The sequence below is a fragment of the Streptomyces sp. NPDC127092 genome (assembly GCF_042722475.1).
Taxonomy (GTDB): Bacteria; Actinomycetota; Actinomycetes; order Streptomycetales; family Streptomycetaceae; genus Streptomyces.
In genome coordinates, this window is sequence record NZ_JBHXFE010000057.1 from 1 (window position 1) to 26679 (window position 26679).

At 72.6% G+C, this 26679-nt stretch carries 25 protein-coding genes; 17 read left to right on the forward strand and 8 right to left on the reverse strand.

Annotated elements, in window-relative coordinates; translation table 11 throughout:
- Positions 1-23: 23 nt before the first annotated feature.
- Positions 24-1166, reverse strand: a complete 1143-nt coding sequence (locus tag ACFWJO_RS33295) for an NADH-quinone oxidoreductase subunit D (RefSeq protein WP_386871271.1) — start codon at positions 1164-1166, stop codon at positions 24-26.
- 4 nt (positions 1167-1170) lie between these two features.
- Positions 1171-2211, reverse strand: a complete 1041-nt coding sequence (locus ACFWJO_RS33300) for an SAM-dependent methyltransferase (RefSeq protein ID WP_386871343.1) — start codon at positions 2209-2211, stop codon at positions 1171-1173.
- Positions 2212-2359: 148 nt separating this feature from the next.
- Between ACFWJO_RS33300 and ACFWJO_RS33305 the strand changes: the two genes are divergently transcribed.
- From ACFWJO_RS33305 to ACFWJO_RS33315, 3 genes are read left to right on the forward strand one after another with little or no spacing between them, the layout of a single operon-like run.
- Complete coding sequence (locus tag ACFWJO_RS33305; protein ID WP_386871273.1) at positions 2360-3568, forward strand: sensor histidine kinase; 1209 nt, start codon at positions 2360-2362, stop codon at positions 3566-3568.
- 18 nt (positions 3569-3586) lie between these two features.
- The gene (locus ACFWJO_RS33310) at positions 3587-4267 is read left to right on the forward strand and encodes a response regulator (RefSeq protein ID WP_386871275.1); all 681 of its coding nucleotides are present in this window, start codon (positions 3587-3589) and stop codon (positions 4265-4267) included.
- A 9-nt stretch (positions 4268-4276) separates the two neighbouring features.
- Positions 4277-4885: an AAA family ATPase gene (locus ACFWJO_RS33315; protein WP_386871277.1), complete on the forward strand. Its 609-nt coding sequence runs from the start codon at positions 4277-4279 to the stop codon at positions 4883-4885.
- Positions 4886-4971: 86 nt separating this feature from the next.
- Here the strand turns inward: ACFWJO_RS33315 and ACFWJO_RS33320 are convergent, their stop codons facing one another.
- The gene (locus tag ACFWJO_RS33320; RefSeq protein WP_386871279.1) at positions 4972-6060 is read right to left on the reverse strand and encodes a DUF5937 family protein; all 1089 of its coding nucleotides are present in this window, start codon (positions 6058-6060) and stop codon (positions 4972-4974) included.
- Between the two features lie 99 nt (positions 6061-6159).
- Between ACFWJO_RS33320 and ACFWJO_RS33325 the strand changes: the two genes are divergently transcribed.
- Positions 6160-6366 (forward strand): hypothetical protein, encoded by a 207-nt coding sequence (locus ACFWJO_RS33325; RefSeq protein ID WP_386871281.1) that lies wholly within the window; start codon positions 6160-6162, stop codon positions 6364-6366.
- A gap of 204 nt (positions 6367-6570) precedes the next feature.
- On the opposite strand, the gene ACFWJO_RS33330 is transcribed toward ACFWJO_RS33325, so the two are convergent.
- Complete coding sequence (locus tag ACFWJO_RS33330) at positions 6571-7755, reverse strand: threonine aldolase family protein (protein WP_386871283.1); 1185 nt, start codon at positions 7753-7755, stop codon at positions 6571-6573.
- A 127-nt stretch (positions 7756-7882) separates the two neighbouring features.
- Here ACFWJO_RS33330 and ACFWJO_RS33335 point away from each other — a divergent pair, with 127 nt between their 5' ends.
- The 10 genes from ACFWJO_RS33335 to ACFWJO_RS33380 all read left to right on the forward strand — a co-directional run bounded on the left by ACFWJO_RS33335 (position 7883) and on the right by ACFWJO_RS33380 (position 16153).
- A complete protein-coding gene (locus tag ACFWJO_RS33335; protein WP_386871285.1) occupies positions 7883-8875 on the forward strand; it encodes a Rossmann-like and DUF2520 domain-containing protein in 993 nt (330 codons plus the stop codon).
- Positions 8872-9936 (forward strand): pantoate--beta-alanine ligase, encoded by a 1065-nt coding sequence (gene panC, locus ACFWJO_RS33340; RefSeq protein ID WP_386871287.1) that lies wholly within the window; start codon positions 8872-8874, stop codon positions 9934-9936. Before ACFWJO_RS33335 ends, panC begins: the two co-directional genes overlap by 4 nt.
- Positions 9933-11624 (forward strand): L-aspartate oxidase, encoded by a 1692-nt coding sequence (locus ACFWJO_RS33345; protein ID WP_386871289.1) that lies wholly within the window; start codon positions 9933-9935, stop codon positions 11622-11624. Before panC ends, ACFWJO_RS33345 begins: the two co-directional genes overlap by 4 nt.
- Complete coding sequence (gene nadC / locus ACFWJO_RS33350; protein WP_384422931.1) at positions 11621-12640, forward strand: carboxylating nicotinate-nucleotide diphosphorylase; 1020 nt, start codon at positions 11621-11623, stop codon at positions 12638-12640. The genes ACFWJO_RS33345 and nadC overlap by 4 nt, the downstream gene beginning before the upstream one ends.
- Positions 12640-13446, forward strand: a complete 807-nt coding sequence (locus tag ACFWJO_RS33355) for a type III pantothenate kinase (RefSeq protein ID WP_386871290.1) — start codon at positions 12640-12642, stop codon at positions 13444-13446. The genes nadC and ACFWJO_RS33355 overlap by 1 nt, the downstream gene beginning before the upstream one ends.
- Before the next feature lie 208 nt (positions 13447-13654).
- On the forward strand, positions 13655-14293 hold the full coding sequence (locus tag ACFWJO_RS33360) for a hypothetical protein (RefSeq protein WP_386871345.1): 639 nt from the start codon (positions 13655-13657) through the stop codon (positions 14291-14293).
- Positions 14294-14307: 14 nt separating this feature from the next.
- On the forward strand, positions 14308-14487 hold the full coding sequence (locus ACFWJO_RS33365; protein ID WP_384422926.1) for a hypothetical protein: 180 nt from the start codon (positions 14308-14310) through the stop codon (positions 14485-14487).
- Between the two features lie 133 nt (positions 14488-14620).
- Entirely contained in the window at positions 14621-15112 is a 492-nt protein-coding gene (locus ACFWJO_RS33370; RefSeq protein ID WP_386871292.1) for a BlaI/MecI/CopY family transcriptional regulator, read from the forward strand.
- Between the two features lie 9 nt (positions 15113-15121).
- Positions 15122-15670: an amino-acid N-acetyltransferase gene (locus ACFWJO_RS33375; protein ID WP_386871294.1), complete on the forward strand. Its 549-nt coding sequence runs from the start codon at positions 15122-15124 to the stop codon at positions 15668-15670.
- Between the two features lie 144 nt (positions 15671-15814).
- Positions 15815-16153: an Lsr2 family protein gene (locus ACFWJO_RS33380; protein WP_384422920.1), complete on the forward strand. Its 339-nt coding sequence runs from the start codon at positions 15815-15817 to the stop codon at positions 16151-16153.
- Here ACFWJO_RS33380 and ACFWJO_RS33385 read toward each other — a convergent pair.
- The gene (locus ACFWJO_RS33385) at positions 16132-16779 is read right to left on the reverse strand and encodes an SCO3374 family protein (RefSeq protein ID WP_386871296.1); all 648 of its coding nucleotides are present in this window, start codon (positions 16777-16779) and stop codon (positions 16132-16134) included. The two genes, ACFWJO_RS33380 and ACFWJO_RS33385, sit on opposite strands and share 22 nt — an antisense overlap.
- 485 nt (positions 16780-17264) lie before the next feature.
- Between ACFWJO_RS33385 and ACFWJO_RS33390 the strand changes: the two genes are divergently transcribed.
- On the forward strand, positions 17265-19784 hold the full coding sequence (locus ACFWJO_RS33390) for an ATP-dependent Clp protease ATP-binding subunit (RefSeq protein WP_385435746.1): 2520 nt from the start codon (positions 17265-17267) through the stop codon (positions 19782-19784).
- A gap of 89 nt (positions 19785-19873) precedes the next feature.
- Here ACFWJO_RS33390 and ACFWJO_RS33395 read toward each other — a convergent pair whose 3' ends face one another.
- Positions 19874-22648 (reverse strand): NACHT domain-containing protein, encoded by a 2775-nt coding sequence (locus ACFWJO_RS33395; RefSeq protein WP_386871298.1) that lies wholly within the window; start codon positions 22646-22648, stop codon positions 19874-19876.
- Positions 22645-23088: a trypco2 family protein gene (locus tag ACFWJO_RS33400; RefSeq protein WP_386871300.1), complete on the reverse strand. Its 444-nt coding sequence runs from the start codon at positions 23086-23088 to the stop codon at positions 22645-22647. The genes ACFWJO_RS33395 and ACFWJO_RS33400 overlap by 4 nt, the downstream gene beginning before the upstream one ends.
- 474 nt (positions 23089-23562) lie before the next feature.
- On the opposite strand from ACFWJO_RS33400, the gene ACFWJO_RS33405 reads away from it, so the two are divergent.
- Entirely contained in the window at positions 23563-24288 is a 726-nt protein-coding gene (locus ACFWJO_RS33405) for a M23 family metallopeptidase (RefSeq protein ID WP_384422174.1), read from the forward strand.
- A 52-nt stretch (positions 24289-24340) separates the two neighbouring features.
- On the opposite strand, the gene ACFWJO_RS33410 is transcribed toward ACFWJO_RS33405, so the two are convergent.
- Positions 24341-24901 (reverse strand): TetR/AcrR family transcriptional regulator, encoded by a 561-nt coding sequence (locus ACFWJO_RS33410; protein ID WP_386871302.1) that lies wholly within the window; start codon positions 24899-24901, stop codon positions 24341-24343.
- A gap of 107 nt (positions 24902-25008) precedes the next feature.
- On the opposite strand from ACFWJO_RS33410, the gene ACFWJO_RS33415 reads away from it, so the two are divergent.
- Positions 25009-26589 carry an MDR family MFS transporter gene (locus tag ACFWJO_RS33415; protein ID WP_386871304.1) on the forward strand — a complete coding sequence of 527 codons (1581 nt, stop codon included), beginning with the start codon at positions 25009-25011 and terminating at the stop codon, positions 26587-26589.
- The last annotated feature ends 90 nt before the right edge of the window (positions 26590-26679 follow it).

Genomic DNA, 26679 nt, shown 5'->3' on the forward strand with positions numbered 1-26679 from the left:
GCCTTCTGCCGTGCTCCCCGCCACTACTTGTCGATGTCGCCGACGACGAAGAACAGCGAACCCAGGATCGCCACCATGTCGGCCACCAGCGTCCCCGGCAGCAGCTCGGTCAGCGCCTGGATGTTGTTGTACGAGGCCGAGCGCAGCTTGAGCCGGTACGGCGTCTTCTCGCCCTTGGAGACCAGGTAGTAGCCGTTGATGCCGAGCGGGTTCTCGGTCCAGGCGTAGGTGTGCCCCTCGGGCGCCTTGAGGACCTTCGGCAGCCGCTGGTTGATCGGTCCCTGCGGCAGCTGCTCCAGCCGGTCCAGGCAGGCGTCGGCGAGCTCCAGCGAGTTGTGGGTCTGGTCGAGCAGGCACTCGAAACGGGCCAGGCAGTCGCCCTCGGTCCGGGTCACCACCCGCAGCGTGTCCTGGAGCTCCCCGTACGCGAGGTACGGCTCGTCCCGGCGCAGGTCGAAGTCGACGCCGGAGGCGCGGGCGATGGGCCCGGACACCCCGTACGCGTGCACGGTCTCCGCGCGCAGCACCCCGACGCCGCGCGTCCGTCCCCGGAAGATCTCGTTGCCGAGGACCAGCCGGTCGTACACGTCCATCCGCGACCGCACGTCCGCGACCGCCTGCCGGGCCCGCCCGAGCCAGCCGGCCGGCAGGTCCTCCTTGAGGCCCCCGACCCGGTTGAACATGTAGTGCATCCGGCCGCCGGAGACCTCCTCCATGACGGCCTGGAGCTCCTCGCGCTCGCGGAAGGCGTGGAAGACCGGGGTGATCCCGCCCAGCTCCAGGGGGTACGACCCGAGGAACATCAGGTGGTTGAGCACCCGGTTCAGCTCGGCGAGCAGCGTCCGCGTCCACACGGCCCGCTCCGGCACCTCCATGCCGAGCATCCGCTCGACCGCCATGACGACGCCGAGCTCGTTGGAGAACGCGGAGAGCCAGTCGTGCCGGTTGGCCAGCATGATGATCTGCCGGTAGTCCCGCGCCTCGAACAGCTTCTCGGCCCCGCGGTGCATGTACCCGATCACCGGCTCCGCCTCGCGCACCACCTCGCCGTCGAGCACCAGCCGCAGCCGGAGCACGCCGTGCGTGGAGGGATGCTGCGGCCCGATGTTCAGCACCATGTCGGTGCTCTCCGCCGCCCCGCCGATTCCGACCGTCGTCTCCGTCATGGCGTCAGTATCCCCTGTCGTCCCGGACGCGCTGCAGCAGCCACAGGAAGTCGCCGAGACCGCCCTGGGCGGTCAGTTCCGCCGCCTCGCCGGCGGCCGCGAGGGCACGGACGTAGCCGGCGGGATCGGTCGAGGCCAGGCCGAGCGGCGGCCGCGAGCCGGTCACACCGAGGCCGCGCAGCGCCTCACGCTGACTGAGCAGGACGGCCCCCTCGCCCCGCGCCCCGGCGCCCGCCGATACGTCCGCCTCCGCCGGGCCGCCCGCGCCCGCCTCCGCCGTGCCGCCCGCGCCCCCGACCGGCGCGTCCAGGGCCGCCTCGCCCGCCGCCGCGCACGCGTCCAGGGCCACGTGCGCCGTCAGGTCGCGGCTTCCGTCCGGGACCGGGGGGACCTCGCGGCCCGCCCGGAAGGCGGTCAGGGTGCCGAAGGGCGGGCGGCCGGAGCGCAGGTGGGAGTAGTCCACGGCCACCGCCGTGCCCGCCGCCAGGGAGGCCACCGCCGCCGCCCAGGCCTCGTCGCGCGGCCGCCCGATCTCCGCGCGGTCGCCCGGCTCCCGCAGTGGCCACCAGCGCTCCAGCCACTCCGCGTCCGGCCCGGTCACCTCGCCGCCGAGGCGTTCGGTGCCGTCGACGCGTACCTCCACGAGGCGGACGGTTCCCGCCTCGTCGACCTGCGCCACGTCCACCGGCACGTTGTCCAGCCACTCGTTCGCGAAGAGCAGGCCCCGCTCGCCCTCCGGGATCCGCCCGGTCCAGGTGATCCTCGGGTCCAGGCCCGCCGGCCGGGCCGCGCGCTCCACCCCGTACGGGCGGACCCGGAGGCCCGCCGGGACCGCCGCGAGCACGCCGGTGAGCAGTTCGCCCCGCCCCGCGCCCACGTCCACGAACGCGGGCTCGTCCGTGCCCAGCTCCTCCGCGACCCGCACCAGGAGCCGGCCCACGGCGCCGGCGAACAGCGGGGAGGCGTGCACCGAGGTCCGGAAGTGGCCGGCCGGGCCCTCGGGGCGCAGGAAGAAGCCCCCGGGGCCGTACAGGGCCCGTTCCATGGCCGCCCGCCACCCCAGCCACCCGTCCCACTGACACGTCTCATCCGTCACGTGCCCCAGTCTCCACCTTGGGGAGTACGGGCCTCACGGGAAGGATCGACCCCACGGTTGACCCCTGCACCTATCCCCTTTCCCTACGCTGGGTCACGTGCAGCGCCTCTACGACTTCATCCGCAGACACCCGACGGGCGTCGACTCCTTCTGGGCGGTCGTCCTGTTCGGTTTCTCCCTGCTGTGGGTGGTTTCGACCCCCTCGGGGGCCGACGGCACGCCCGCCGCGTACACCGCCGTCGCCGTGCTGTTCTCCCTGGTCGTCGCGCTGCGCCGGCGCATGCCCGAGAAGATGCTGGTCCTCGCGGTCCTGCTGGGCCTGGCCCAGCTCGCCTTCGGGCTCGTTTCGTTCATGGCCGACTTCGCCATGCTCGTGATCATCTACACCGTCGCCGCACACGACGGCCCCCGCTGGGCCTCCCGGCTCGCGCTGGTCGGCGGTCTGAGCGCCGCCACCCTCTCCCAGCTGCGCTGGCCGCTGGAGAACGGCACCGAGTCCTCCGCGGCCAAGGTCTTCTTCACGGTCATCATGACCGTGCCCTTCGCGCTCGCCTGGGTCCTCGGCGACTCCCTGCGCACCCGCCGCGCCTACTTCGCGCAGCTGGAGGAGCGCGCCTCCCGCCTGGAGAAGGAGCGCGAGGCGCAGGCCAAGGTCGCCGTCGCCGCCGAGCGCGCCCGGATCGCCCGCGAGCTGCACGACGTCGTCGCCCACAACGTCTCCGTGATGGTGGTGCAGGCCGACGGCGCCGCGTACGTCATGGACTCCTCGCCCGAGACCGCGAAGCAGGCCCTGGAGACCATCTCCTCGACGGGCCGCCAGGCGCTCGCCGAGATGCGCCGGCTGCTCGGCATCCTGCGCACCGGCGAGCACCAGGAGGCCGGTGAGTACGTGCCGCAGCCGGACGTGCGGCAGATCGAGGACCTGGTCGAGCAGGTCCGCGGCGCCGGGCTCGCCGTCGACTTCAAGATCGAGGGCACGCCGCGCCCGCTGCCCAGCGGCGTCGAGCTCACGGCGTACCGGATCGTCCAGGAAGCCCTCACCAACACCCGCAAGCACGGCGGTCCCGACGCCGGCGCCAGCGTCCGGCTCGTGTACTTCGACGACGGCCTCGGACTGCTCGTCGAGGACGACGGGCGCGGTGCGCCGCAGGAGATGTACGAGGACGGCGGCGCCGACGGCCGCGGCCACGGCCTGATCGGCATGCGCGAGCGCGTCGGCATGGTCGGCGGAACCCTGGACGCGGGCCCGCGCCCCGGCGGAGGCTTCCGCATCAGCGCCCTGCTCCCCCTCAAGCCCGCTCACTGACGACCCTTAAGGATCTTCATGTCCATCCGCGTGATGCTCGTCGACGACCAGGTGCTGCTGCGCACCGGTTTCCGCATGGTGCTCGCCGCCCAGCCGGACATGGAGGTCGTCGCCGAGGCGGGCGACGGCGTCGAGGCCCTGGAGGCCCTTCGGGGCACCCAGGTCGACGTCGTCCTGATGGACGTGCGCATGCCCAAGCTGGACGGCGTCGAGACGACCCGGCGGATCTGCTCGGAGCCGGGCGCGCCGAAGGTGCTGATCCTCACCACCTTCGACCTCGACGAGTACGCCTTCTCCGGGCTGAAGGCGGGTGCGAGCGGCTTCATGCTCAAGGACGTGCCGCCGGCCGAACTGCTGGGCGCGATCCGCTCCGTCCACAGCGGTGACGCCGTGGTCGCCCCGTCCACGACCCGCCGCCTCCTGGACCGGTTCTCGCCGATGCTGCCGTCGTCCGGCAAGGAGCCCGGCCACAAGGAGCTCGACAGGCTCACCGAGCGGGAGCGCGAGGTCATGATGCTCGTGGCGCAGGGCCTGTCGAACGGCGAGATCGCGGCCCGGCTCGTGCTGTCCGAGGCGACCGTGAAGACCCACGTGGGCCGCATCCTCACCAAGCTGGGCCTGCGCGACCGCGTCCAGGTCGTCGTCCTCGCGTACGAGACGGGCCTGGTCCGGGCGGGCGGCGGAGCGGGCGGGCGCTGAGGTACGGCCGTGCTGATCTGGATCAACGGCCCGTTCGGCGGCGGCAAGACGCAGACGGCGCACGAGCTGCGGCGGCGTCTGCCGGGCAGTGTCGTGTGCGACCCCGAGCACGTGGGTTTCGGCCTGCACCGCGCCCTGCCGCCGGGTCTGCGGGGCGACTTCCAGGACCTGGCGGCGTGGCGGCAGGGCGTGTACGAGGTCCTCGACCTGGCGCTGCGGCGGCACGACGGCCCGGTCCTCGTCCCGATGACGGTCGTCGAACCGGCCTACTTCGCGGAGACGGTCGGGCGGCTGCGGGAGGCGCACGGCGAGGAGCGCGTACGGCACGTCGCGCTGCTCGCCGAACGCGACACCGTCCTGCGGCGGCTCAGGGAGCGCGGCCTCGGCCGCGGCCTCAAGCGCGAGAGCTTCGCCGTACGGAAGCTGGACGGCTGCCTGGAACGGCTCGCGGACCCCCGGTTCGCTCACCACGTCCGTACGGACGAGCTCACCGTCCCCCAGGTCGCCGACCGGGTGGCCGAGCTGGCGGGGCTGCGGCTCGCGCCGAACACGGACGGCCGGCTGCGGCACCGGCTGCGCCGCATCAGGGTGGGCCTCTCCCACATCCGCTTCGACTAGCGGGTGTCTCGGCCGAACGCGGGCCCGGCCAGGATCCCGAACCGACGGCCCAGGGCCCCGACGCGGCCCGGCCCCGGTCCGCCGACCTACCGCAGCACGGACTCCAGGAAGTCGCTCCCCACCCGTGCCACCACGGAGAAGTCCAGCTGGTGCAGCACGTAGCGGCCCCGCCGCTGGGTGCTGAGCATCCCCGCCTTCTTCAGGACGGACAGATGGCGGGAGACCTCCGGCGCCGTGATCCCGTGCGCGTCGGCCAGCTCGCTCGTCGAGTACGGGCCGCGTGCCAGGCTGCGGCACAGCCGCATGCGCATCGGGTGGGCGATGGCCTCCAGGCGCAGCTTGACCGTCTCGACCGGCTCGGCGCCGCCGATCTCGCGGGCGTCGGCCGGGTACTGGATCACCGGCTGCCAGCCGGGTGCGCACAGCGCCATCAGGTGCGGCCAGCCGAAGGCCGTGGGCAGCAGCGTCACCGCGCCGCCGTGAGCCTCCGTCCGGGCGTGCACCAGCTTGTCGACGACGATCCGGGAGCCGCGCGTGTCCTCCTCCAGGGCGAGGGCGGGCGATGCGGCGGTCAGCGCCTCGGCGAGCCCCTTGCGACGCAGCAGCTCGGTCTTGTGGCGGGCGTCGGCGGTGAGCTGGACGCGCACCCGGCGCCAGGTGTCGGCGAAGAACGCCTGGTCGCAGTCCTCCAGGAGCCGCCGGATCCACGCGCGCGTGGCGGTGGGTTCGGCCAGCATCCGCTCCACGAACGCCGACTGGCGCGGGCCGCGCGCGGCGGCCAGGTCGAGGGCCCGGCGCCGGGACCGCTCGTCGACGAGCGGGGAGGGGATGCCCTCGGAGTAGCGGCTGCTGCAGGAGATCTCCAGGGCCGCGCCGACGAACTTCTCGTCCTCCATGCGGTCGAGGTCGTCCAGCTCCTCGGCCAGCGTCTCGCGGGGCTGCGCCGGCAGCAGGAAGTCGGAGCGGGTGGACCTCCACATGAAGTCGGCCTCGTGGAGCCGGTCGGCGAGCTCGGGCTTGAGCGCGGCGGCCGTCGCGGTCGTCCAGGCGTGCAGCCGGGCGTGGTGGGCGGGCTCGGCGAGGGCGTGCAGGGCGTTGCCGAGCTCGGCCAGCGGCGAGGGGCAGAAGGTGATCCGCTCGGGCGGCAGTCCGGTGATGTCGATGGTCACGCTCACGCCCCTATGGTGCGGGGTGGGGCGGGGGAGGCTCACACCGTTTGACGAGGCCCGTCAATCGGCGGGCGGGCCGGCGGGCACCGGGCGCACGGTGGGTCCATGAACGCGCTCCAGCAGCACCTCCTGGACAGCTACCGCGCCGGCCGGCACGGCGAGCCCGCCCCGCCCGCGCCCGGCACCCACGACCTCGCCGCCCTCCGCGCGGCCCGCGACCACCACCGCTTCGAGTCGGTGCTCGCCGGCCGCCCGGCGACCGCCCGTCTCCGCCTGGCCGTGCGCAGGTGGCGCCACCCGGGCGCCTGCTAGGACGTCCGCCTCCTGCGTGGGGGCCGCCTGCGTCGCCCCGACGGAGCCGCCGCTGCGGCCTGCGCCGGGCCGACGCGGACCCAGTCCCCGCCGCCCTGGGCGGGCGGGTGTCCTGCCCCCCGTCCCCGCCGCTGCTTGGGCGAGCCACCGCCCGGGCGAGCCGGCGTCCTGGGCGGGGACGGGGCCCTGCCCGCCGGCCGACCGTCAGCGCGCCCGCGCCAGGAAGTCCCGGGCCGCCCGCTTCACGTCCTCCGGCGTCCACTCCAGGCCCGGGGCGTTGACCGTCACCTCCGTCGCCGCCACGCCCGGCGGGCCGCCCAGCGGGGCGGGGAACCAGCGGCGGAAGAGGGTGGTGCCGGTCTTTTCCGCCTGGTCGAGGGAGGCCGTGGTGAGGACCTCGGGGTCGTACGGGAGCCAGACCTGGAACTGGTGGGTGTGCGGGACCTCCGGGTGGATCCGGAACCAGCCGACGCCCTCCTCCGCCAGGACCTCCCGCAGCGCCTCGGCCACCACGCGCGCGTGCGCCACGTACGAGGGCAGCCGGGGCAGCTCGGTCTCCAGTCCGCGCAGGGCCGACAGGGCCGCCGGGTACTGCTGGAAGACCTGGCCGCCGTACCGGTGGCGCCAGAGCCGCGCCTCCTCGATCAGGTTCTCGGGGCCGGCCAGTGCCGCGCCCGACATGCCGCCGAGTGACTTGTAGAAGGACACGTACACGCTGTCCGCGAGCCCCGCGATCTCCGGCAGCGGGCGGCCGAAATGCGTCGGGCAGTCCCACAGCCGTGCCCCGTCGAAGTGGACCACCGCGTCCCGCTCCCGGGCGGCGTCCACGACGTCGACCAGCTCGTCCCAGGTGGGCAGGACGAAGCCGGCATCCCGCAGGGGCAGCTCCAGCATCAGGGCCCCGAAGAGCTCCGGGAGCTCGCGCACCTCGTCCGCCGTCGGCAGCCGCGGCTCGTCGGTCGGGTGGACCGTGCGCAGACCGCTGACGGCGCCGAACGCGCCGTTCTCGTGGAGCTCCGGGTGGGCCAGCGGGTGCAGCGCGACCAGCGGGCTGCCCGTCCGGCCGGCCCAGCAGCGCATGGCGACCTGCTGGGCCATGGTCCCCGTCGGGAAGAACGCCGCGGCCGGGAAGCCCAGCTCCCGCGCGACCCGCCGTTCCAGCTCCTCCACCACGGTGTCGCCGTACACGTCGACGGGCCCGTCGCCGTACGGGGAGCTCGACGCCCAGTCGGCCAGCTCGCGCAGCCGCGCGGCCGCGCTGCCGTCCATCGACGCCTCCCACAACTTGCGCGGTGCGCCGCCCCACAGCCTGGCCCGGCGCACCCGGGCCGGCTCGACTTCCTGGTCGGCGTACCGACCCTCGTACCGGTCCTCGCTCTGATCCTCCATGAGCAGATCATCACACCGCCGCCCACACCCTGTGGACAGCCACGGGCGAGCGCGAAACGCTGGCGTAGCATGACCAGAAATCGTCCGGTACCCAGCGAGGACTGGAACGGAAGGCCGACCCGAAACCGTGAACGCACCACCAGAACCCCGGCACCCCCAGGTGGACCGGGCCGAGGACCGCCCCGCCAGGCTCACCGTCGGAGTCGTCGGCGCCGGCCGTGTGGGTCCCGCCCTCGCCGCCGCCCTCCAGCTCGCCGGACACCGCCCCGTCGCCGTCTCCGCGGTGTCCGACGCCTCCCGCCGCCGCGCCGCCGCGCTGCTGCCGGACGTGCCGGTCGTGGAGCCCGCCCGGGTGCTCGCCCTTGCCGACCTGGTCCTGCTCACCGTGCCCGACGACGCCCTGCCCGGCCTCGTCGAGGGCCTGGCCGACACCGGCGCCGTACGGCCGGGACAGCTGCTCGTGCACACCTCCGGGCGGTACGGCGTGCGGGTCCTCGACCCGGCCCGCCGCGCCGGCGCACTGCCGCTCGCGCTGCACCCGGCCATGACCTTCACCGGCACCTCCGTGGACGTCCAGCGGCTCGCCGGCTGCTCGTTCGGCGTCACCGCCCCCGAGGAGCTGCGGCTCGCCGCCGAGGCCCTGGTCATCGAGATGGGCGGCGAGCCCGAGTGGATCGCCGAGGAGAACCGCCCGCTCTACCACGCGGCCCTCGCCCTCGGCGCGAACCACCTGGTCACCCTGGTCGCCCAGGCCATGGAACTGCTGCGCTCGGCCGGCGTGACCGCGCCCGACCGGATGCTCGGCCCGCTGCTCGGCGCCGCCCTGGACAACGCGCTGCGGTCCGGCGACGCCGCCCTGACCGGACCGGTCGCCCGCGGCGACGCGGGCACCGTCGCCGCCCATGTGGCGGAGCTGCACAAGCACGCGCCCGGCACCGTCGCCGGCTATCTCGCGATGGCCCGCGCCACCGCCGACCGGGCGCTCGCGCACGGCCTGCTCAAGCCCGAGCTGGCCGAGGACCTGCTGGGCGTCCTCGCCGAGACGGCGCACGCCACCGGCACCCACGGCGGCACCGGCACCACCGGCCCCGCCGACGGGCCGCAAGGAGACGACCGATGACCCAGCCGGCCCGCGAGAACACCGCGAACAGCCGCCACCAGCCGGCCCTGTTGGTGCCCACGGTCGAGGACCTCGCCGCCGCCCGCGCCCGCTTCGGCGCCGCGCCCGGCCGCAACGCCGTCGTCATGACCATGGGCGCCCTCCACGAAGGCCACGCCACCCTGATCCGCGCCGCCCGCGAGCGCGTCGGCAGCGACGGCTTCGTCGTCGTCACCGTCTTCGTCAACCCGCTCCAGTTCGGCGCGGGCGAGGACCTCGACCGCTACCCGCGCACCCTCGACGCCGACAGGGAGCTGGCGAGCGCGGCCGGCGCCGACGCCGTCTTCGCGCCCTCCGTCGACGAGGTCTACCCCGGCGGCGAGCCGCAGGTGCGGATCAGCGCGGGCCCCATGGGCGAGCGCCTCGAAGGCGCCTCCCGGCCCGGCCACTTCGACGGCATGCTCACCGTCGTCGCCAAGCTCCTCCACCTCACCTCGCCCGACCTGGCCTTCTTCGGCCAGAAGGACGCCCAGCAGCTGGCCCTGATCCGCCGCATGGTCCGCGACCTGAACTTCCCGGTCGAGATCGTCGGCGTGCCCACCGTCCGCGAGGACGACGGCCTCGCCCTGTCCAGCCGCAACCGCTACCTGTCGAGCCAGGAGCGCCACACGGCCCTCGCGCTGTCCCGCGCGCTGTTCGCCGCCCGCGACCGGCTCGCCGCCCAGGCGGCGCTGCGCGCCCGCGCCGACGCGCTGCCCGGCGCCCAGGGCCGGGCGGAGAACCGCGCCGAGGCCCTTTCCCGGCTCGGGGAGGCCCGCGCCGCCGCCGACGCCCACGCGGTCGCCCAGGCCGCCGAGGGCGGGGGCGCCGAGGCCGTACGGGCCGCCGCCCGTGCCGTACTGGACGACGCGGGGAAGGCCGACCCGCCGCTCGCCCTGGACTATCTGGCCCTGGTCGACCCGGCCGACTTCACCGAGGTGGCCGACGACCACGACGGCGAGGCGATCCTCGCCGTCGCCGCGCGGGTGGGGACCACGCGGCTCATCGACAACATCCCCCTGACCTTCGGAGCCACGAAGTGACCGGAATACGGCTGCACGCGCCCGCCCCCGGCTGGACCGTCGACGCCGACGTCGTCGTGGTCGGCTCGGGAGTCGCGGGCCTGACCGCGGCCCTGCGCTGCACCTCCGCCGGGCTGCGCACGGTCGTCGTCACCAAGGCCCGGCTCGACGACGGCTCCACCCGCTGGGCGCAGGGCGGCATCGCCGCCGCGCTCGGCGAGGGCGACACGCCCGAGCAGCACCTCGACGACACGCTCGTCGCGGGCGCCGGGCTCTGCGACGAGCAGGCCGTCCGGGCCCTCGTCACCGAGGGACCCGACGCCGTCCGCCGGCTCATCGCCACGGGCGCCGACTTCGACCGCGCCGCCGACGGCGAGATCGCCCTGACCCGCGAGGGCGGCCACCACCGCCGCCGGATCGCGCACGCCGGCGGCGACGCGACCGGCGCCGAGATCTCCCGCGCCCTCGTCGAGGCGATACGGGACCGGGGCGTCCGCTTCATCGAGCACGCCCTCGTCCTCGACCTCCTCAAGGACGCCGAGGGCCGCACCGCCGGCGTCACCCTGCACGTGATGGGCGAGGGCCAGCACGACGGCGTCGGCGCCGTCCACGCGCCCGCCGTGGTGCTCGCCACCGGCGGCATGGGCCAGGTCTTCTCCGCCACCACCAACCCGGCCGTCTCCACCGGCGACGGCGTCGCCCTCGCGCTGCGCGCCGGCGCCGAGGTGTCCGACCTGGAGTTCGTCCAGTTCCACCCGACGGTGCTGTTCCTCGGCGCCGGCTCCGAGGGCCAGCAGCCGCTGGTCTCCGAGGCGGTACGGGGCGAGGGCGCCCACCTCGTCGACGCCGACGGGGTCCGCTTCATGGCCGGGCAGCACGAGCTGGCCGAGCTCGCGCCCCGTGACATCGTCGCCAAGGCGATCACGCGCCGGATGCAGGAGCAGGGCACGGAGCACATGTACCTCGACGCCCGGCACTTCGGCGCCGAGATGTGGGAGCAGCGCTTCCCGACGATCCTGGCGGCCTGCCGGGCCCACGGCATCGACCCGGTCACCGAGCCGATTCCGGTGGCGCCGGCCGCCCACTACGCCTCCGGAGGCGTCCGCACCGACCTGCACGGCCGCACCACGGTGCCCGGCCTGTACGCGTGCGGCGAGGTGGCCTGCACCGGCGTGCACGGCGCGAACCGGCTCGCCTCGAACTCGCTCCTCGAGGGCCTGGTCTTCGCCGAGCGGATCGCCGCGGACATCACCGCGCACGGCCCGCACCGCTCCGGCCCGCCGGCCGCCCCGGGCGCGCCGACCGTCCTCACGCTGATCGAGCCCGAGGCCCGCCGCGAGATCCAGCGGATCATGACCGGCGGCGCGGGCGTGCTGCGCTCCGCCGGGAGCCTCGCGGCCGCGGCCGACGCCCTGGAGGGGCTGCGGCTGGACGCCGAGGAGGAGCGCAAGGCGGCCGAGCCGGGCGTGGACGCCTGGGAGACGACCAACCTGCTGTGCGTCGCCCGGGTCCTCGTGGCCGCCGCGCAGGCGCGCGAGGAGACCCGCGGCTGCCACTGGCGCGAGGACTTCCCGGACCGCGACGACCGCGACTGGCGCCGTCACCTGGTCGTCCGCATGACGCCCGACCGCCGACCGGTGGTCCGCCGCACCGGCGGCGCAGACTTTCCGCCCGTAACCCCCGACGCACCCCTGGAGCCGCTGTCGTGAGCACGCCCGAGGAAGCACGTCCGCAGCCCGTGGACGTCCCCCTGATCCACATCAACGCCGCCCCGGCCGAGTCCGCCGGCGGCTGCGGCGACGGCTGCGGCTGCGGCGAGGCCGACGAGTTCGAGTGCGGGCTCGACCCGGCGCTCGCCCAGCTCCTCGCCGACGCCGGGCTCGACCCGGTGCAGGTCGAGGACATCGCGCACCTCGCCATCGCCGAGGACCTCGACGGCGGCGTGGACGTGACGACCGTCGCGACCGTTCCCGAGGACGCCGTCGCGACCGCCGACTTCACCGCCCGCGAGGCCGGTGTGGTGGCCGGTCTGCGGGTCGCCGAGGCGGTCCTGTCGATCGTCTGCACCGACGAGTTCGAGGTCGAGCGGCACGTCGAGGACGGCGCCCGGGTCGAGGCGGGCGACCTGCTGCTCAGCGTCACCGCCCGCACCCGTGACCTGCTGACCGGCGAGCGCAGCGCCCTGAACATCCTCTGCCGCCTGTCCGGCATCGCGACCGCCACCCGCGCCTGGGCGGACGCCCTGGAGGGCACGAAGGCGAAGGTCCGCGACACCCGCAAGACGACTCCGGGCCTGCGCGCCCTGGAGAAGTACGCGGTGCGCTGCGGCGGCGGCGTCAACCACCGGATGTCGCTGTCGGACGCGGCGCTGGTGAAGGACAACCACGTGGTCGCCGCCGGTGGCGTGGCCCAGGCCTTCAAGGCCGTGCGGGAGCTGTTCCCCGACGTGCCGATCGAGGTCGAGGTCGACACGATGCACCAGGTCCGCGAGGTCCTGGACGCGGGCGCCGACCTGATCCTGCTGGACAACTTCACGCCGATCGAGACGGAGGAGGCGGTCGCCCTGGTCGCCGGCCGCGCGGTCCTGGAGTCCTCCGGCCGGCTCACGCTGGAGAACGCGGCGGCGTACGCGGCGACCGGCGTGGACTACCTGGCGGTGGGCGGCCTCACCCACTCCTCGCCGATCCTCGACATCGGACTCGACCTGCGCGAGGCGGCCGTCTGATGCTGCTCACGATCGACGTCGGCAACACCCAGACGGTCCTCGGTCTCTTCGACGGCGACGAGATCGTGGAGCACTGGCGCATCTCCACCGACCCGCGGCGCACCGCCGACGAGTGGGCGGTCCTCCTCCAGGGCCTGATGGGCATGCATCCGCTGCTCGGTGTCGAGCTGAGCGACGGCATCGGGGGGATCGCGATCTGTGCGACGGTCCCCTCGGTGCTGCACGAGCTGCGCGAGGTGACCCGCCGCTATTACGGCGACGTCCCCGCGGTCCTGGTGGAGCCGGGCGTCAAGACGGGCGTCCCGGTCCTCACGGACAACCCGAAGGAGGTCGGCGCCGACCGCATCATCAACGCGGTGGCGGCGGTCGAGCTGTACGGCGGCCCGGCGATCGTGGTCGACTTCGGCACGGCGACGACGTACGACGCGATCACGGCGCGCGGCGAGTACGCGGGCGGCGCGATCGCGCCGGGCATCGAGATCTCGGTCGAGGCGCTGGGCGTGAAGGGCGCGATGCTCCGCAAGATCGAGCTGGCCCGCCCGCGCAGCGTGATCGGCAAGAACACGGTCGAGGCGATGCAGTCCGGCATCGTCTTCGGCTACGCGGGCCAGGTGGACGGCGTGGTCGCCCGGATGAAGCGCGAGCTGGTCGGCGTGGGCGGCGACCCGTCGGACGTGACGGTGATAGCGACCGGCGGCCTGGCGCCGATGGTCCTCGCCGACTCCAAGGAGATCGACGCCCACGAGCCCTGGCTGACCCTGATCGGCCTCCGCCTGGTCTACGAACGCAACGTGGCCCGGATGTAGCCCCCACGAGGGCCCGGCCCCCGGCCCGGTGCCGGGCCGGGGATCGACCTCGGCCGACCGGGTGCCCGGCCCGTGCCCGGCACGTGGCCGGCGCGTCGGTTGGGCCGTCCGGATGGAGTGAGCCGCCACGAAGATCGATAAGTGACGGAATTGTCCGATTAGCGCGTACCGTCGGTCCATGCCCACGCCCTACGGATCCCGCGGCGGCATGGCGTTCAGCGCGGACGAGCTGCGTGTGCTCCGACGCGCCCTCGCCACCGCGCTCAACCCTGCCCCCCTTCAGGACGACGACGTCCAGGACTGCCTGCGCCTGGCCGACTCCGTGGACGAGGCCGTGCGCGAGGCCGGCAGGCTGCGTGCCTTCCTCCTCGCCGACCTGGTCCGCTACCGCCAGGCCCTGCCCGGCTCCCTCACCGGCTATCTGGAGCTCCTCCGGGACGCCCTGTCCGCCGGTTACGACCCGGGGGCCGACGACCTCGCCGCGCTGCGGGCGCTGCGCGGCAACCCCGCGGCCGCCGCCCTGCTCGCCCGCTGCCAGGTCCTGGCGGAACGATCCGTCCGGGCCCGCCTCGCCCGGGTCGCCCAGGCCGGGGCCCCGCAGCCCGCGCCCGTCGGCCGGCTCGCGCCGGCCCGGCAGCTCCGGCAGGCGCGTACCCGGCTGCTCGCCCTGCCCGGTGGCCGGGCCGCCGAGGACGGCCCCAAGCCGCCCGCGCCCGGAGGGCCGGCGAAGCCCGGCCCCAAGCCGCCCGTGCCCGGCGAGCGACCGGTGCCCAAGCCCTCCGAGGTCTTCCCGCCGCGCCGGCGCCCCGTGCCGCAGCCCCCGCCCGAGGAACGGGCGGCCGGATAGCTACTCTGGACGCCATGGACTACGTATCCGCGCTCCTTCCCCCCGTCGTGATGGCCGCGTTCTTCATCGCTCTCGTCGTCACGATCGTCAAGACCCAGGGCGGGCCGAACAAGGCCAAGGAGGACGCCGCCGTGGACGCCGCCCTCGCCCGCGCCGAGTCCGCCCGCCAGCAGAGCGGCACCTCCGCCCCGTAAGCGGTCCCCAGCGGCGGCACCGGCACACCGAGGACGTACGACCACACCAGGCCGTACGTCCTTTTTGTCGTCCCCTGCGGTGTTTTAGTCGCAATTTGATGTGTATGCGGAGATCTCGCACTAAGGTGGCGCCGTGCCCCGTCAATTGGGAGAGCTGGAAGACGCCGTCATGACGCGCGTCTGGCAATGGAACCGCCCGGTGACCGTCCGGGAAGTCCTGGAGGATCTCCAGCAGGAACGGTCCATCGCCTACACCACCGTCATGACCGTATTGGACAATCTCCATCAGAAGGGCTGGGTGCGCCGGGAAGTCGAAGGCCGCGCCTATCGATATACGGCGGTCTCCACCCGCGCCGCCTACTCGGCCGCACTGATGAACGAGGCCTGGGCGCAGAGCGACAACCCCGCCGCCGCCCTCGTCGCCTTCTTCGGCATGATGTCGCCCGAACAGCGCGAAGCGCTCAACGACGCCGTCCGCGTCGTCCAGCGCGACAACCCCGAGCCGGCTCCGGCCCCCGCGCCTCCCGCGGCCCCGGAATCGGCCGGATCCGCAGGATCCGCCGGACCCGCCGATTCCGGAGAATCGGCCGAGGGCGGCGAGGGCTCGGCGGGCCCCGGGCGATAACGTCCCTCCATGTCATCCGCGTCATCTGCGTCATCAGCGACTTCTCCTTCCGCCAATGCCGTCACCGTGCGCCGGGCCCGCACCTCCGATGTCGCCGCGGTCCGCCGGCTCGTCGATCCCTTCGTGCGCCGCGGCATCCTCCTCGACAAGGCGACCGTGACCCTTTACGAGGACATCCAGGAGTTCTGGGTAGCGGAACGTGACGAGGACGCCACGGTCGTCGGCTGCGGCGCCCTGCACGTGATGTGGGAAGACCTCGCCGAAGTACGCACTCTCGCCGTCGATCCCGACTTCAAGGGCGCCGGAGTGGGGCATCAGGTGCTCGACAAGTTGTTGCACACCGCTCGCTGGCTCGGGATCCGCCGGGTTTTCTGCCTCACCTTCGAAGTGGACTTCTTCGCGAAGCACGGCTTCGTCGAGATCGGCGAGACTCCGGTCGACGGAGATGTCTACAGCGAGCTCCTGCGTTCCTATGACGAGGGTGTCGCGGAGTTCCTCGGTCTCGAACGAGTGAAGCCGAACACCTTGGGCAACAGCCGCATGCTTCTGCACCTGTGAGGGAGGCGCGGATCGGAGTGCCTATGTCCGAATCGCGCACGTTTCCCGCGTTGTCGGGCTTCTGAACCTCTGCCGGGGGTTTGTGTTTTTCCGGGAAAAGCGGTTTCCTTTCCGCGTACTGCATTTTCGATGAAAGGAAATCCGGTGGCACAGAAGGTTCAGGTCCTTCTTGTCGACGACCTCGACGGCGGCGAGGCGGACGAGACCGTGACGTTCGCGCTGGACGGCAAGTCCTACGAGATCGACCTCACCACCGCCAACGCGGACAAGCTCCGCAGCCTGCTCGAGCCGTACACCAAGGGTGGCCGTCGCACCGGTGGCCGCAGCGCCGGCACCCGTGGCAAGGGCCGCGTCGCCGCCTCCGCCGGCAGCCCGGACACCGCGAAGATCCGCGCGTGGGCCAAGGAGAACGGTTACAACGTGAACGACCGCGGCCGCGTGCCCGCCGACATCAAGGCGGCCTACGAGGACGCGAACCGCTGAGCCGTCAGCTGCCGCTGAGCGGCTGCTGCTGAGCGATCGCCCTCACCGCCGGCCTCCGGCCGGTGGACCCGGGCAGCACTCAGCAGCCGCGCCCGGTGACACTCGGCGGCGGCCGCGGCCACCAGCCGGGCCAGACAGGGGGCGTCCGCACCGCCCCGCGGGGGCCGCAGGGCCGGCAGCGAGGACTCGACCTCGCGTCCCGGCTCCGGGGCCCTCAGCCACACCGAGGCACCCGGCGCGCCGGAGGCGCTTCGTCCGGTCGGCCTCCAGCCGGGGGGTACGGGGGCGGTCATCCGGCCGTCGGTGCCGAGCATCGCCAGATCCAGTGAGATCCCGCCCCACTCCAGCCAGTCGAGCAGCCCGGGAAGCTCCTCCGCGCTCCCCGCTGCGACGAGCAGCCGCATCCGCCGCCCCATGAGGGCCACCGGACCCACGGCGGCGCCCATCCGGCGCAGCACGCCGCGGCCGGCCGTCGCCGGCAGCTCCAGGACGTCGAAGCGCAGCCCCGTGACCAGCTGCACCGGGGGCCCGGCCGAGGTCGCCCAGCCGAGCTCGTGCTCGTACCACCGCGCCAGCGCCTGACCGCCGTCGAGCGGCGCACGGGGAGGCGGGACGGTGAGGGCCATACCGGGGGAACGCCGCCGAGGGCCCGCGGGTTACGCCCGGGAGGCCGCGGCGGCACACGCACGGTCACGCAGGGTCCTTGATCCGGTGCGCGGAGTGTCCATGATGGGGGCGTACGGGTGCATTCGACCGCGCAAGGTTGTTCGCCCGTAGCGGAGGGAACCGGGGTGCGCCGCATGGAGTGTCAGTCCTTACGGGTAAGACATTCCATGTGAGGAGGGACGTCTCGCGGGCTGAAGCGTCTCACGTTCGCCATCGGCGTACTGGAGGCGCGGGTAACTGCTTGGCCTGCGGGAACATCGTCTCGCACCATCGAGTTGGAGCATTTGTCGGCTGTTCGGCAGCAGGTCTCCCCAAGAAGTAAGGGGGTGATCCGGACGGATGTCGGCAGTTGGAATGAGCGGTCCCCGCTTGCGGGACTAAGCTGCGGAAGGACAGGGAGGGGATCGACCCCTAACTGACTGACCGCTCTGAGGAGCGATTAACGATGTTCGAGAGGTTCACCGACCGCGCGCGGCGGGTTGTCGTCCTGGCTCAGGAAGAAGCCCGGATGCTCAACCACAACTACATCGGCACCGAGCACATCCTCCTGGGCCTTATCCACGAGGGTGAGGGTGTCGCCGCTAAGGCCCTGGAGAGCCTCGGGATTTCGCTCGAGGCGGTCCGCCAGCAGGTGGAGGAGATCATCGGCCAGGGCCAGCAGGCCCCGTCCGGGCACATCCCCTTCACCCCTCGTGCCAAGAAGGTCCTGGAGCTGTCGCTCCGGGAGGCCCTCCAGCTCGGCCACAACTACATCGGCACCGAGCACATCCTGCTCGGCCTGATCCGCGAGGGCGAGGGCGTCGCCGCCCAGGTCCTCGTGAAGCTGGGCGCCGATCTCAACCGGGTCCGGCAGCAGGTCATCCAGCTGCTCTCCGGCTACCAGGGCAAGGAAGCCGCCACCGCCGGCGGTCCTGCCGAGGGCACGCCCTCGACGTCCCTGGTCCTCGACCAGTTCGGCCGCAACCTCACCCAGGCGGCCCGCGAGTCCAAGCTCGACCCGGTCATCGGGCGCGAGAAGGAGATCGAGCGGGTCATGCAGGTGCTGTCCCGCCGTACGAAGAACAACCCGGTCCTCATCGGCGAGCCCGGCGTCGGCAAGACGGCGGTCGTCGAGGGCCTGGCCCAGGCCATCGTCAAGGGCGAGGTGCCCGAGACCCTCAAGGACAAGCACCTCTACACGCTGGACCTCGGCGCGCTGGTCGCCGGCTCCCGCTACCGCGGTGACTTCGAGGAGCGCCTGAAGAAGGTCCTCAAGGAGATCCGCACCCGCGGCGACATCATCCTGTTCATCGACGAGCTCCACACCCTGGTGGGTGCGGGCGCCGCCGAGGGCGCGATCGACGCCGCCAGCATCCTCAAGCCGATGCTGGCCCGCGGTGAGCTCCAGACCATCGGTGCCACCACGCTCGACGAGTACCGCAAGTACCTGGAGAAGGACGCGGCCCTCGAGCGCCGCTTCCAGCCCATCCAGGTCGCCGAGCCGTCGCTGCCGCACACGATCGAGATCCTCAAGGGTCTGCGCGACCGTTACGAGGCCCACCACCGGGTCTCCATCACGGACGAGGCCCTGGTCCAGGCCGCCACCCTGGCCGACCGCTACATCTCCGACCGCTTCCTGCCGGACAAGGCGATCGACCTGATCGACGAGGCCGGTTCCCGGATGCGCATCCGCCGGATGACCGCGCCGCCGGACCTCCGCGAGTTCGACGAGAAGATCGCCTCCGTCCGCCGGGACAAGGAGTCCGCGATCGACTCGCAGGACTTCGAGAAGGCCGCCTCGCTGCGCGACAAGGAGAAGCAGCTCCTCGCCGCGAAGACCAAGCGGGAGAAGGAGTGGAAGGCCGGCGACATGGACGTCGTCGCCGAGGTCGACGGCGAGCTGATCGCCGAGGTCCTCGCGACCGCCACCGGCATCCCGGTCTTCAAGCTGACCGAGGAGGAGTCCTCGCGACTGCTCCGCATGGAGGACGAGCTCCACAAGCGCGTCATCGGCCAGAAGGACGCCGTCATCGGCCTCTCGCGCGCCATCCGGCGTACGCGGGCCGGTCTGAAGGACCCGAAGCGTCCCGGCGGTTCGTTCATCTTCGCCGGCCCGTCCGGTGTCGGTAAGACCGAGCTGTCCAAGGCGCTCGCCGAATTCCTCTTCGGCGACGAGGACGCGATGATCTCGCTCGACATGTCGGAGTTCAGCGAGAAGCACACCGTCTCGCGTCTCTTCGGTTCCCCGCCCGGATACGTGGGCTACGAAGAGGGCGGCCAGCTCACCGAGAAGGTGCGCCGCAAGCCGTTCTCCGTGGTCCTCTTCGACGAGGTCGAGAAGGCCCACCCCGATATCTTCAATTCCCTTCTCCAGATCCTGGAGGACGGTCGCCTGACCGACTCCCAGGGCCGGGTCGTGGACTTCAAGAACACGGTCATCATCATGACGACCAACCTCGGGACCAGGGACATCTCGAAGGGCTTCAACCTCGGCTTCGCGGCCCAGGGCGACACGAAGTCCAACTACGAGCGGATGAAGGCGAAGGTCAGCGACGAGCTGAAGCAGCACTTCCGCCCGGAGTTCCTCAACCGTGTGGACGACATCATCGTCTTCCCGCAGCTGACCCAGGACGACATCCTCCAGATCGTCGACCTGATGATCGGCCGCGTCGACGAGCGCCTGAAGGACCGGGACATGGGCATCGAGCTCTCCCAGTCCGCGAAGGAGCTCCTCGCCAAGAAGGGCTACGACCCCGTTCTGGGCGCCCGGCCGCTGCGCCGGACGATCCAGCGCGAGATCGAGGACTCGCTCTCCGAGAAGATCCTCTTCGGCGAGCTGCGCCCCGGTCACATCGTGGTCGTGGACACCGAGGGCGAGGGTGAGGAGAAGAAGTTCACCTTCCGTGGCGAGGAGAAGTCGGCTCTCCCGGACGTCCCTCCGGTGGAGGCGGCCGGCGGCGCGGGCCCGAACCTGTCGAAGGACTGACGCCCGGCTGAGGCTGTAGGGGCGGCCCCGGAACCTGATGGTTCCGGGGCCGCCCCTTTCTCGTGCCCGTTTCGTGCCCGAGGGCGCGCCTAGATCACCGTGAGCCGGTCCCCCAGGACACCGGCGCCGAGGATGCCCGTCCGGGCGATGCCGGAGACGCTGATCCGCGTCTGCGTCTCGATCAGGGGACGGAGGTCGAGCGTGGCGTCCGCGGGGACGCCGAGCAGCTGGAGAAGCCCGAGGGCCGGCAGCCCGGCCAGGGCCGACACACTTCTCAGGGCGGGGCAGTCGGTCACGATGACCGTCTCCAGACGCGAGCAGTCCACCGACCGCAGCAGGTCCAGGTCCGCCAGCAGCGGGTTGTCGAGCAGGCTGAGCGCCGCCGGCTTCCGGCCCGCGAGGGCGGAGACGAGCGCCTCGGGGGCGTGGGAGCCGCTCACGATGAGGCTGTGGATGCTGGCGACCCGGCGGACGTGCCGCAACTGCTCCGGCGACGACGCGCCGATGACGGCGTTCGAGGGCATCCGGCTGAGGACGTTCCGGGCGAACGCCTCCGTGGGGAAGCGGTTCCAGAACCGGGCGATCCGCCCGTGGTCGACGCGGGCGTACGCCTCGGCCGCGGGGAGCGCGTCGGATCCGCCGATCTCGCCGATCAGGTCGACGCACATCCCGGCCGCCTCGCCCGGGACCTCCCGGGGATCCGGAAGCAGCGGCAGCACGAAGCCCCCGAGCCGCGCCAGCTGCATGACCTGCTCGCGGTTGTGCGGCGGGATCACCGACCGCACCGCCTTCCGGACCCGCCGGTGCAGGCCCTCGTCCAGCCACGCCGCGTGCTGCGCGGCCAGTGCCGCCAGGACGTACAGCGTCGTCTTCAGGTCCCGCCTGCGCGTCTCGGAGCCTGCCTTCAGCAGGCCCTCCACCAGGACCGGGAGGTCGCGCCGGGTGCAGTGGCCGGCGGCGAGGAGGAGTACGTCGTGCCACTGCTGGTCGTACGCGTGGCGCAACAGCTCCGGCAGGGAGTCGTCCTCGACGAACTCCTTCGCGGCCAGGAAGTCCTGGAAGGTGCGGTGGGCGAACTGGAAGACGTCGTCCGCGCGCTCCTGGAGCAGGCCGCTGCGGTTGATCAGATGGGTGAGGATCTCCTCGGGCGTGCCCTGCGCCCGGACCCGGGGCATGCCGGACAGGTCGCGCTCCAGGCGCTGAAGGGCCTGCGCCCGGGTGAACTCCGTCTGGCCGCCCCGGACCAGGCGGGCGGCGAGGCGCTGCAGGAGTTGCTGGTGCTCCTCGACGGACATCCGGATGCCGTCGGGCGCGTCCACCCGGCGCCGCTCGTCGCGGGTGCCCAGCAGCATGGTGAGGGCGGAGTCGTACAGCTCCCAGCGCGTCTCGGGCAGGAAGCCCTCCCGTAGCCGGTGCAGGGCGCAGATCACGGCGCACAGGAGCGGGGTACGGGCCAGCTCGGCGAGGTTCGGGTTGTGCCGGAACTGCTGGGCCAGGTCGCGTTCCAGGTCGTCGAGCGCCGCCCGGTCCCGCTCGTCGGCGTCCAGCCGGGCGGCGTCGTGCCAGGCGGTGACGAAGGCCTGGATGTCCTCGCCGCGCAGCGGCAGCAGGTTCAGCTCCTCGAACCTCTCGGCGCCCAGCCAGTCGGGGGCGACGGCGTGCGGGCGCACGGTCGCCACGCAGCGGGTGTCCGGGTAGCGGGCGAGGAGCCCGCTGAGCCAGGTGTGGGCGTCCTCGCGGTCGTCCTGGGTGACCTCGTCCAGGCCGTCGACGAGCAGCAGCCCGCGCCCGGCGCCGAGGACCCGGCCCGCCCAGCCGTCGGGCGCCGCGTCGATCACCAGACCGGCGACCGCGGGCAGCTCGGCGGGGGAGGGGAAGCCGCCGCCCTGGGTGCGCAGGGAACGCAGCGGTACGACGAAGGGCACGAGGCCGTTGAGCGCGGCGAGCTCGGGGCCGAGCGTTCCGGCGGCGGCGTGGGAGGCCAGCCACCACACGAGCGTGGTCTTCCCGGCGCCCGCGTCGCCCCGCAGCAGGACGCGGGGGCGGTCGGCGAGCAGGTCGTCGATCCTGCGGGGCACGGGCACGGCTTCCCGGTCACGGGAGGCGGCCTCCAGGGAGAGGTAGGCCGTGTCGAGGTCCCACGCGGAGGCCTGCTTGCCGAGCTCGTCCAGGCCGAAGATCCGGGTGCGGCGGTAGGCGGCGCCGACGGCCTCGGCGTACTCCTCCTCGTAGGGCTGGTCGCGGGGGTGGGTGGCGGTGACGGGGCGCGGCGGGGCGAAGTCGTCGGGGAGCCAGCGGTACGCCTCGTCGTCGGCGAGGAGGGCGGACAGGGGCAGGCATTCCAGGCGGCGGTGCCCGCGTCCGCGCGGGACGGCCCGCACGATGCCGAGGAGCCCGTCGTCGGCGTACACGGGAGCCCCGGAGAGGCCGGCGAGCGGGGACGGGCCGTCCGCGGTCTCGGTGACGGGAGGGCGGTCGAGCTCGACGGTGAGGGTGCGGCGCAGCAGCCCGGCCATGGGCAGCACGGTGCCGGTGAACTGGTCGAGGTCGGGCCTCTGCTCCTCGTCCCGCTGGATGTGGGGGTAGCCGAGGATCACGCAGCCGGGTATCGGGTGGTCGGTGGCGACGGTGCTCAGCTGCGGGGTCGGGCCGAGGCGCCGCTCGCTGAGCAGCAGCGCGGCGTCGAGCCGCTCGTCGGACCAGACCACGCGTAACCGCTGGGGCTCGCGGTACGGGCCGGCCACGGTGGCGCTGTGGGCGCCGCCGATGACGTGGGCGGCGGTCAGGACGAGGTTCCCGGGGAGGAGCACGCCGGTGCCCTGGTGCTTGCCCAGCACGGCGAACACGAACTGGCTGGTGCTCACCGGCGGTCGGTCCTGTCGGTCCTGTCGGTCCCGTCGGTCCCGTCGGTCCCGTCGGTCCCGTCGGTCCCGTCGGTCCTGTCGCGCCGGCCGGCCCGGTCGGACCGGTCGGCGGCGGCGCCGAAGCCCGACAGGTCCGCCTCCTCCTCGTTGCCCACCAGCCACGCCCCGCCCGTCGCGGCGTTGCGGGGCTTCAGCGTGAAGGAGACCCGGTGGGTGTCGCCGCGCGAGAGGCTCGCGTCGGCGCCGGCCTCGACGACCCAGGCCTTGATCTTGCCGCCGGCCTTCGCCTCCTTCCGCAGTTCGACGGAGAACTCCATCTCGATGTCGCCGACCTCGAAGGCGACGGCCTGGCCGGTGGCGCGGCCGGCCGCGATGAGCAACTGGTCGCGTACGGAGGCGATGGCCTCGGCCAGTTCGATCTTGGGCGTGGTATCGGTCATGCCTCGGAAGCTAGCCGTTCCGGAGAGCCGTGAAGAGGGTTCCGGCGCGTTCGGCGGCGTGACCCAGGTCCCATTCGCGAGGCCTTCGCGGGCCGCCCGTGGTGACAAGGCGCACAGGGGTTTCGAGGGGTACTAGCCGGAATAGTGGTCGGTTTTGGGGAGGAATCGGGACGTTCAGTGGTGAACCACCGGGACCTTGGTCCTGGAGTGCCCCGAAGCGGGCGTGTGCCTGCGTTTCGGGCAGTTCGGGACCTCGCGACATGCGGTTAAACGGGTCTACGCGGGTCGCAATGTCCGAATTCGCCCGGGTTCCTGAGTGTCGTCAAGAGCTGAACTTCACCGGAGATCGCTACGACGCGATGTCGTAGATGGGGTGTTTTGGCCGGGATGGGGGTCCGGGTTACCAAGGATGAGCAAGCCCGGCGCTCACCGCTCTCGCGCCGGGTCCCGTTCTGTCCGGAGGTTCTCCCCCGTATGTCGAAGCGCGTCATGAAGCCCAGCATCCGTACCACCGCCGTCGCCCTCGCCGCCGCGGGTCTGGGAGCGTCGCTGGTGGCCGGTGCCGGCTCCGCGTTCGCCGCCGAGGGCAAGGCCGCCGTCGCCAACCCGCAGACCGCGGTCGCCGCGTCCGCCGCCCTGGCCAAGCAGGCCGCCGTCCAGGCCAAGGTCGCCGCGCAGGTCGAGGCCGCGCAGGCGAAGGCCGCCCAGGTCAAGGCCGCTCAGCTGAAGGCCGCCGCCGCGAAGGCGCAGGCCGTCAAGGTCGCCGCCGCCAAGAAGGCCCCCTCCTGGGTCAAGCCGGTCAGCTCCTACACCCTGACCGCCAGCTTCAACCAGGGCGGCGCCATGTGGGCCCACAAGCACTCCGGCCAGGACTTCGCCGTCCCGGTCGGCACCCCGGTCAAGGCCGCCGGCGCCGGCACCGTCGTGAAGGCCGGCCCGAACGGCGGCGGCGACGGCCCCGCGTACGGCAACGCGATCGTCGTCAAGCACGCCAACGGCACGTACTCGCAGTACGCCCACCTGTCGAAGATCAAGGTCAACATCGGCCAGAAGGTCGCCGCCGGCCAGCAGATCGCCCTCTCGGGCAACACCGGCAACTCCTCCGGCCCGCACCTCCACTTCGAGATCCGCACGACCCCGAACTACGGCTCCGCCGTGAACCCGGCCGCCTTCCTGCGGTCCCACGGCGTCAGCATCTGACGCACGGCATCCGGCGCGCGGCACTCCCGCGCGGCCTCCGGAACGCGAACCGTCAGGCGTGATGCGCCTGCGTGATCAGATCGAGGGCGACCTCGAGGACGGCTTCCTGCTTCTCCTCGGGGTCGCCCTCGACGTGCTGCATGAAGAACGTCCCGGCGTGCATCGTGAAGACCGCGCTGATGGCGCGGACCTTGTCCGCCATCGTGAACTCCGGGTCGTGGAGCAGCCGGGTCAGCTCGATCATGCGCTCCTTGAAGGTCAGCCCGACGCTCAGCTTGCTCACCGCCGCCTGGTTCTCCTGCATGAAGCGGAACAGCGGGGCCGCGGCGAGCAGCGCCTTCTGGTAGCGGCGGAGGACCTCCTGCCGGGTCTCCAGGGTGCGCGGCTGCTCGCCCGCCCACTCGATCAGTTCGTCCATGGGCCGGGTGAGGTCCTCGAAGATGCTGACGAGGATGTCCTCCTTGGTCTTGAAGTGGTAGTAGAGCGCGGCCTTGGTGACGTCGAGGCGTTCCGCGATCTCGCGCAGCGAGGTCTTCTCGTACCCCTGCTCGGCGAAGAGTTCGAGGGCCACGTCCTGGATGCGCTGACGGGTGTTGCCTCGGGCCTGGGCCATGGTCTCTCGCTTCCACCGATACTTACTTGACGCCCGGCTAGTTACCGGTCTACTTTCCCCAGTGTAGTAACTAGCCGGGCGGCAAGTAAGGAAGTGACGGGGACGACGTGGCGACGACCGAAAAACACACCACCGCAGCAGAGGAGACGGTCGACCAGCCGCGCAGCGTCCGCGTCGTCCTCCTCGCCCTCATGATCGCGATGCTGCTCGCGATGCTGGACAACATGATCATCGGCACCGCGATGCCGACGATCGTCGGCGAGCTCGGCGGCCTGGAACACCTCTCCTGGGTCGTCACCGCCTACACCCTGGCCACGGCCGCCTCCACCCCCATCTGGGGCAAGCTCGGCGACATGTTCGGCCGCAAGAGCGTCTTCCTCACGTCGATCGTGATCTTCCTGATCGGCTCCGCGCTCAGCGGCATGGCCCAGGACATGGGCCAGCTCATCGGCTTCCGCGCCGTCCAGGGCCTGGGCGCCGGCGGCCTGATGGTCGGCGTCATGGCGATCATCGGCGACCTGATCCCGCCGCGGGACCGTGGCAAGTACCAGGGCATGATGGCCGGCATCATGGCGCTCGCCATGATCGGCGGACCGCTGGTCGGCGGCACCATCACCGACCACTGGGGCTGGCGCTGGTCGTTCTACATCAACCTGCCGCTCGGCGCCGTCGCGCTCGCGATGCTCGCCACCGTGCTCCACCTCCCGAAGAAGGGGCGCGCCGCCGGCACCCGGATCGATGTCCTCGGCGCGGCCCTGCTGACCGTGGGCATCACCGCGATCGTCCTGGTCACCACCTGGGGCGGCACGGAATACGCCTGGGACTCGGCCACCATCGTCGGCCTCGCCGTCGGCGGAGTCGCCGCCCTCGCGGCCTTCCTCTTCGTCGAGACCCGCGCGAGCGACCCGATCATGCCGCTGCACATCTTCCGCAGCCGCAACTTCACCGTGATGTCCGTGATCGGCTTCCTCACCGGCTTCGTGATGTTCGGAGCGGTGCTCTTCCTGCCGCTCTTCCAGCAGTCGGTGCAGGGCGCGTCCGCGACCAACTCCGGCCTGCTGCTCCTGCCGATGCTGCTGTCGATGATGGTCGTCTCGATGATCGCCGGCCGGGTGACCACCAACAGCGGCAAGTACAAGATCTTCCCGATCGTCGGCGGCGCCTTCATGGTCGTCGGCCTGTACCTGCTCTCCACGATGGACACCGACACCACGCGGTTCGTCTCGGGCGTCTACATGGCCCTGCTCGGCGCCGGCATGGGCTTCCTGATGCAGATCACCATGCTCGTCGCGCAGAACAGCGTCGAGATGAAGGACATGGGCGTGGCCTCGTCCTCGACCACCCTGTTCCGGACCCTCGGCTCGTCCTTCGGCGTCGCGATCATGGGCGCGCTGTTCAACCACCAGGTCCAGGACGAGATGGCCGCCCGCGGCGGCGGCGCCGCGACCGCCCGGTCGGCGCAGCTCGACGCCGCGAGCCTCGCCAGGCTCCCGGAGGCGCTCCGCGAGGCCTACCAGCACGCGGTCGCCGCGGGCACCCACTCGGCCTTCCTGGTCGGCGCGGCCGTGTCCGTCCTCGGCTTCGTCCTCGCCTTCTTCGTCAAGGAGGTGGCGCTGCGCGGCACAGGTCTGCCGAAGAAGGACGAGCCCGCCGCGGACGCCACGCCGAAGACGGTCGAGGCCGTCTGATCCCGGGTGGCGGCGCGGTGGCCAAGGCCGCGAGGCCATGCGCCGGCGTCGCCACGCGTACGGCCCCGCCGTCCACAGGTCGTCCTGTGG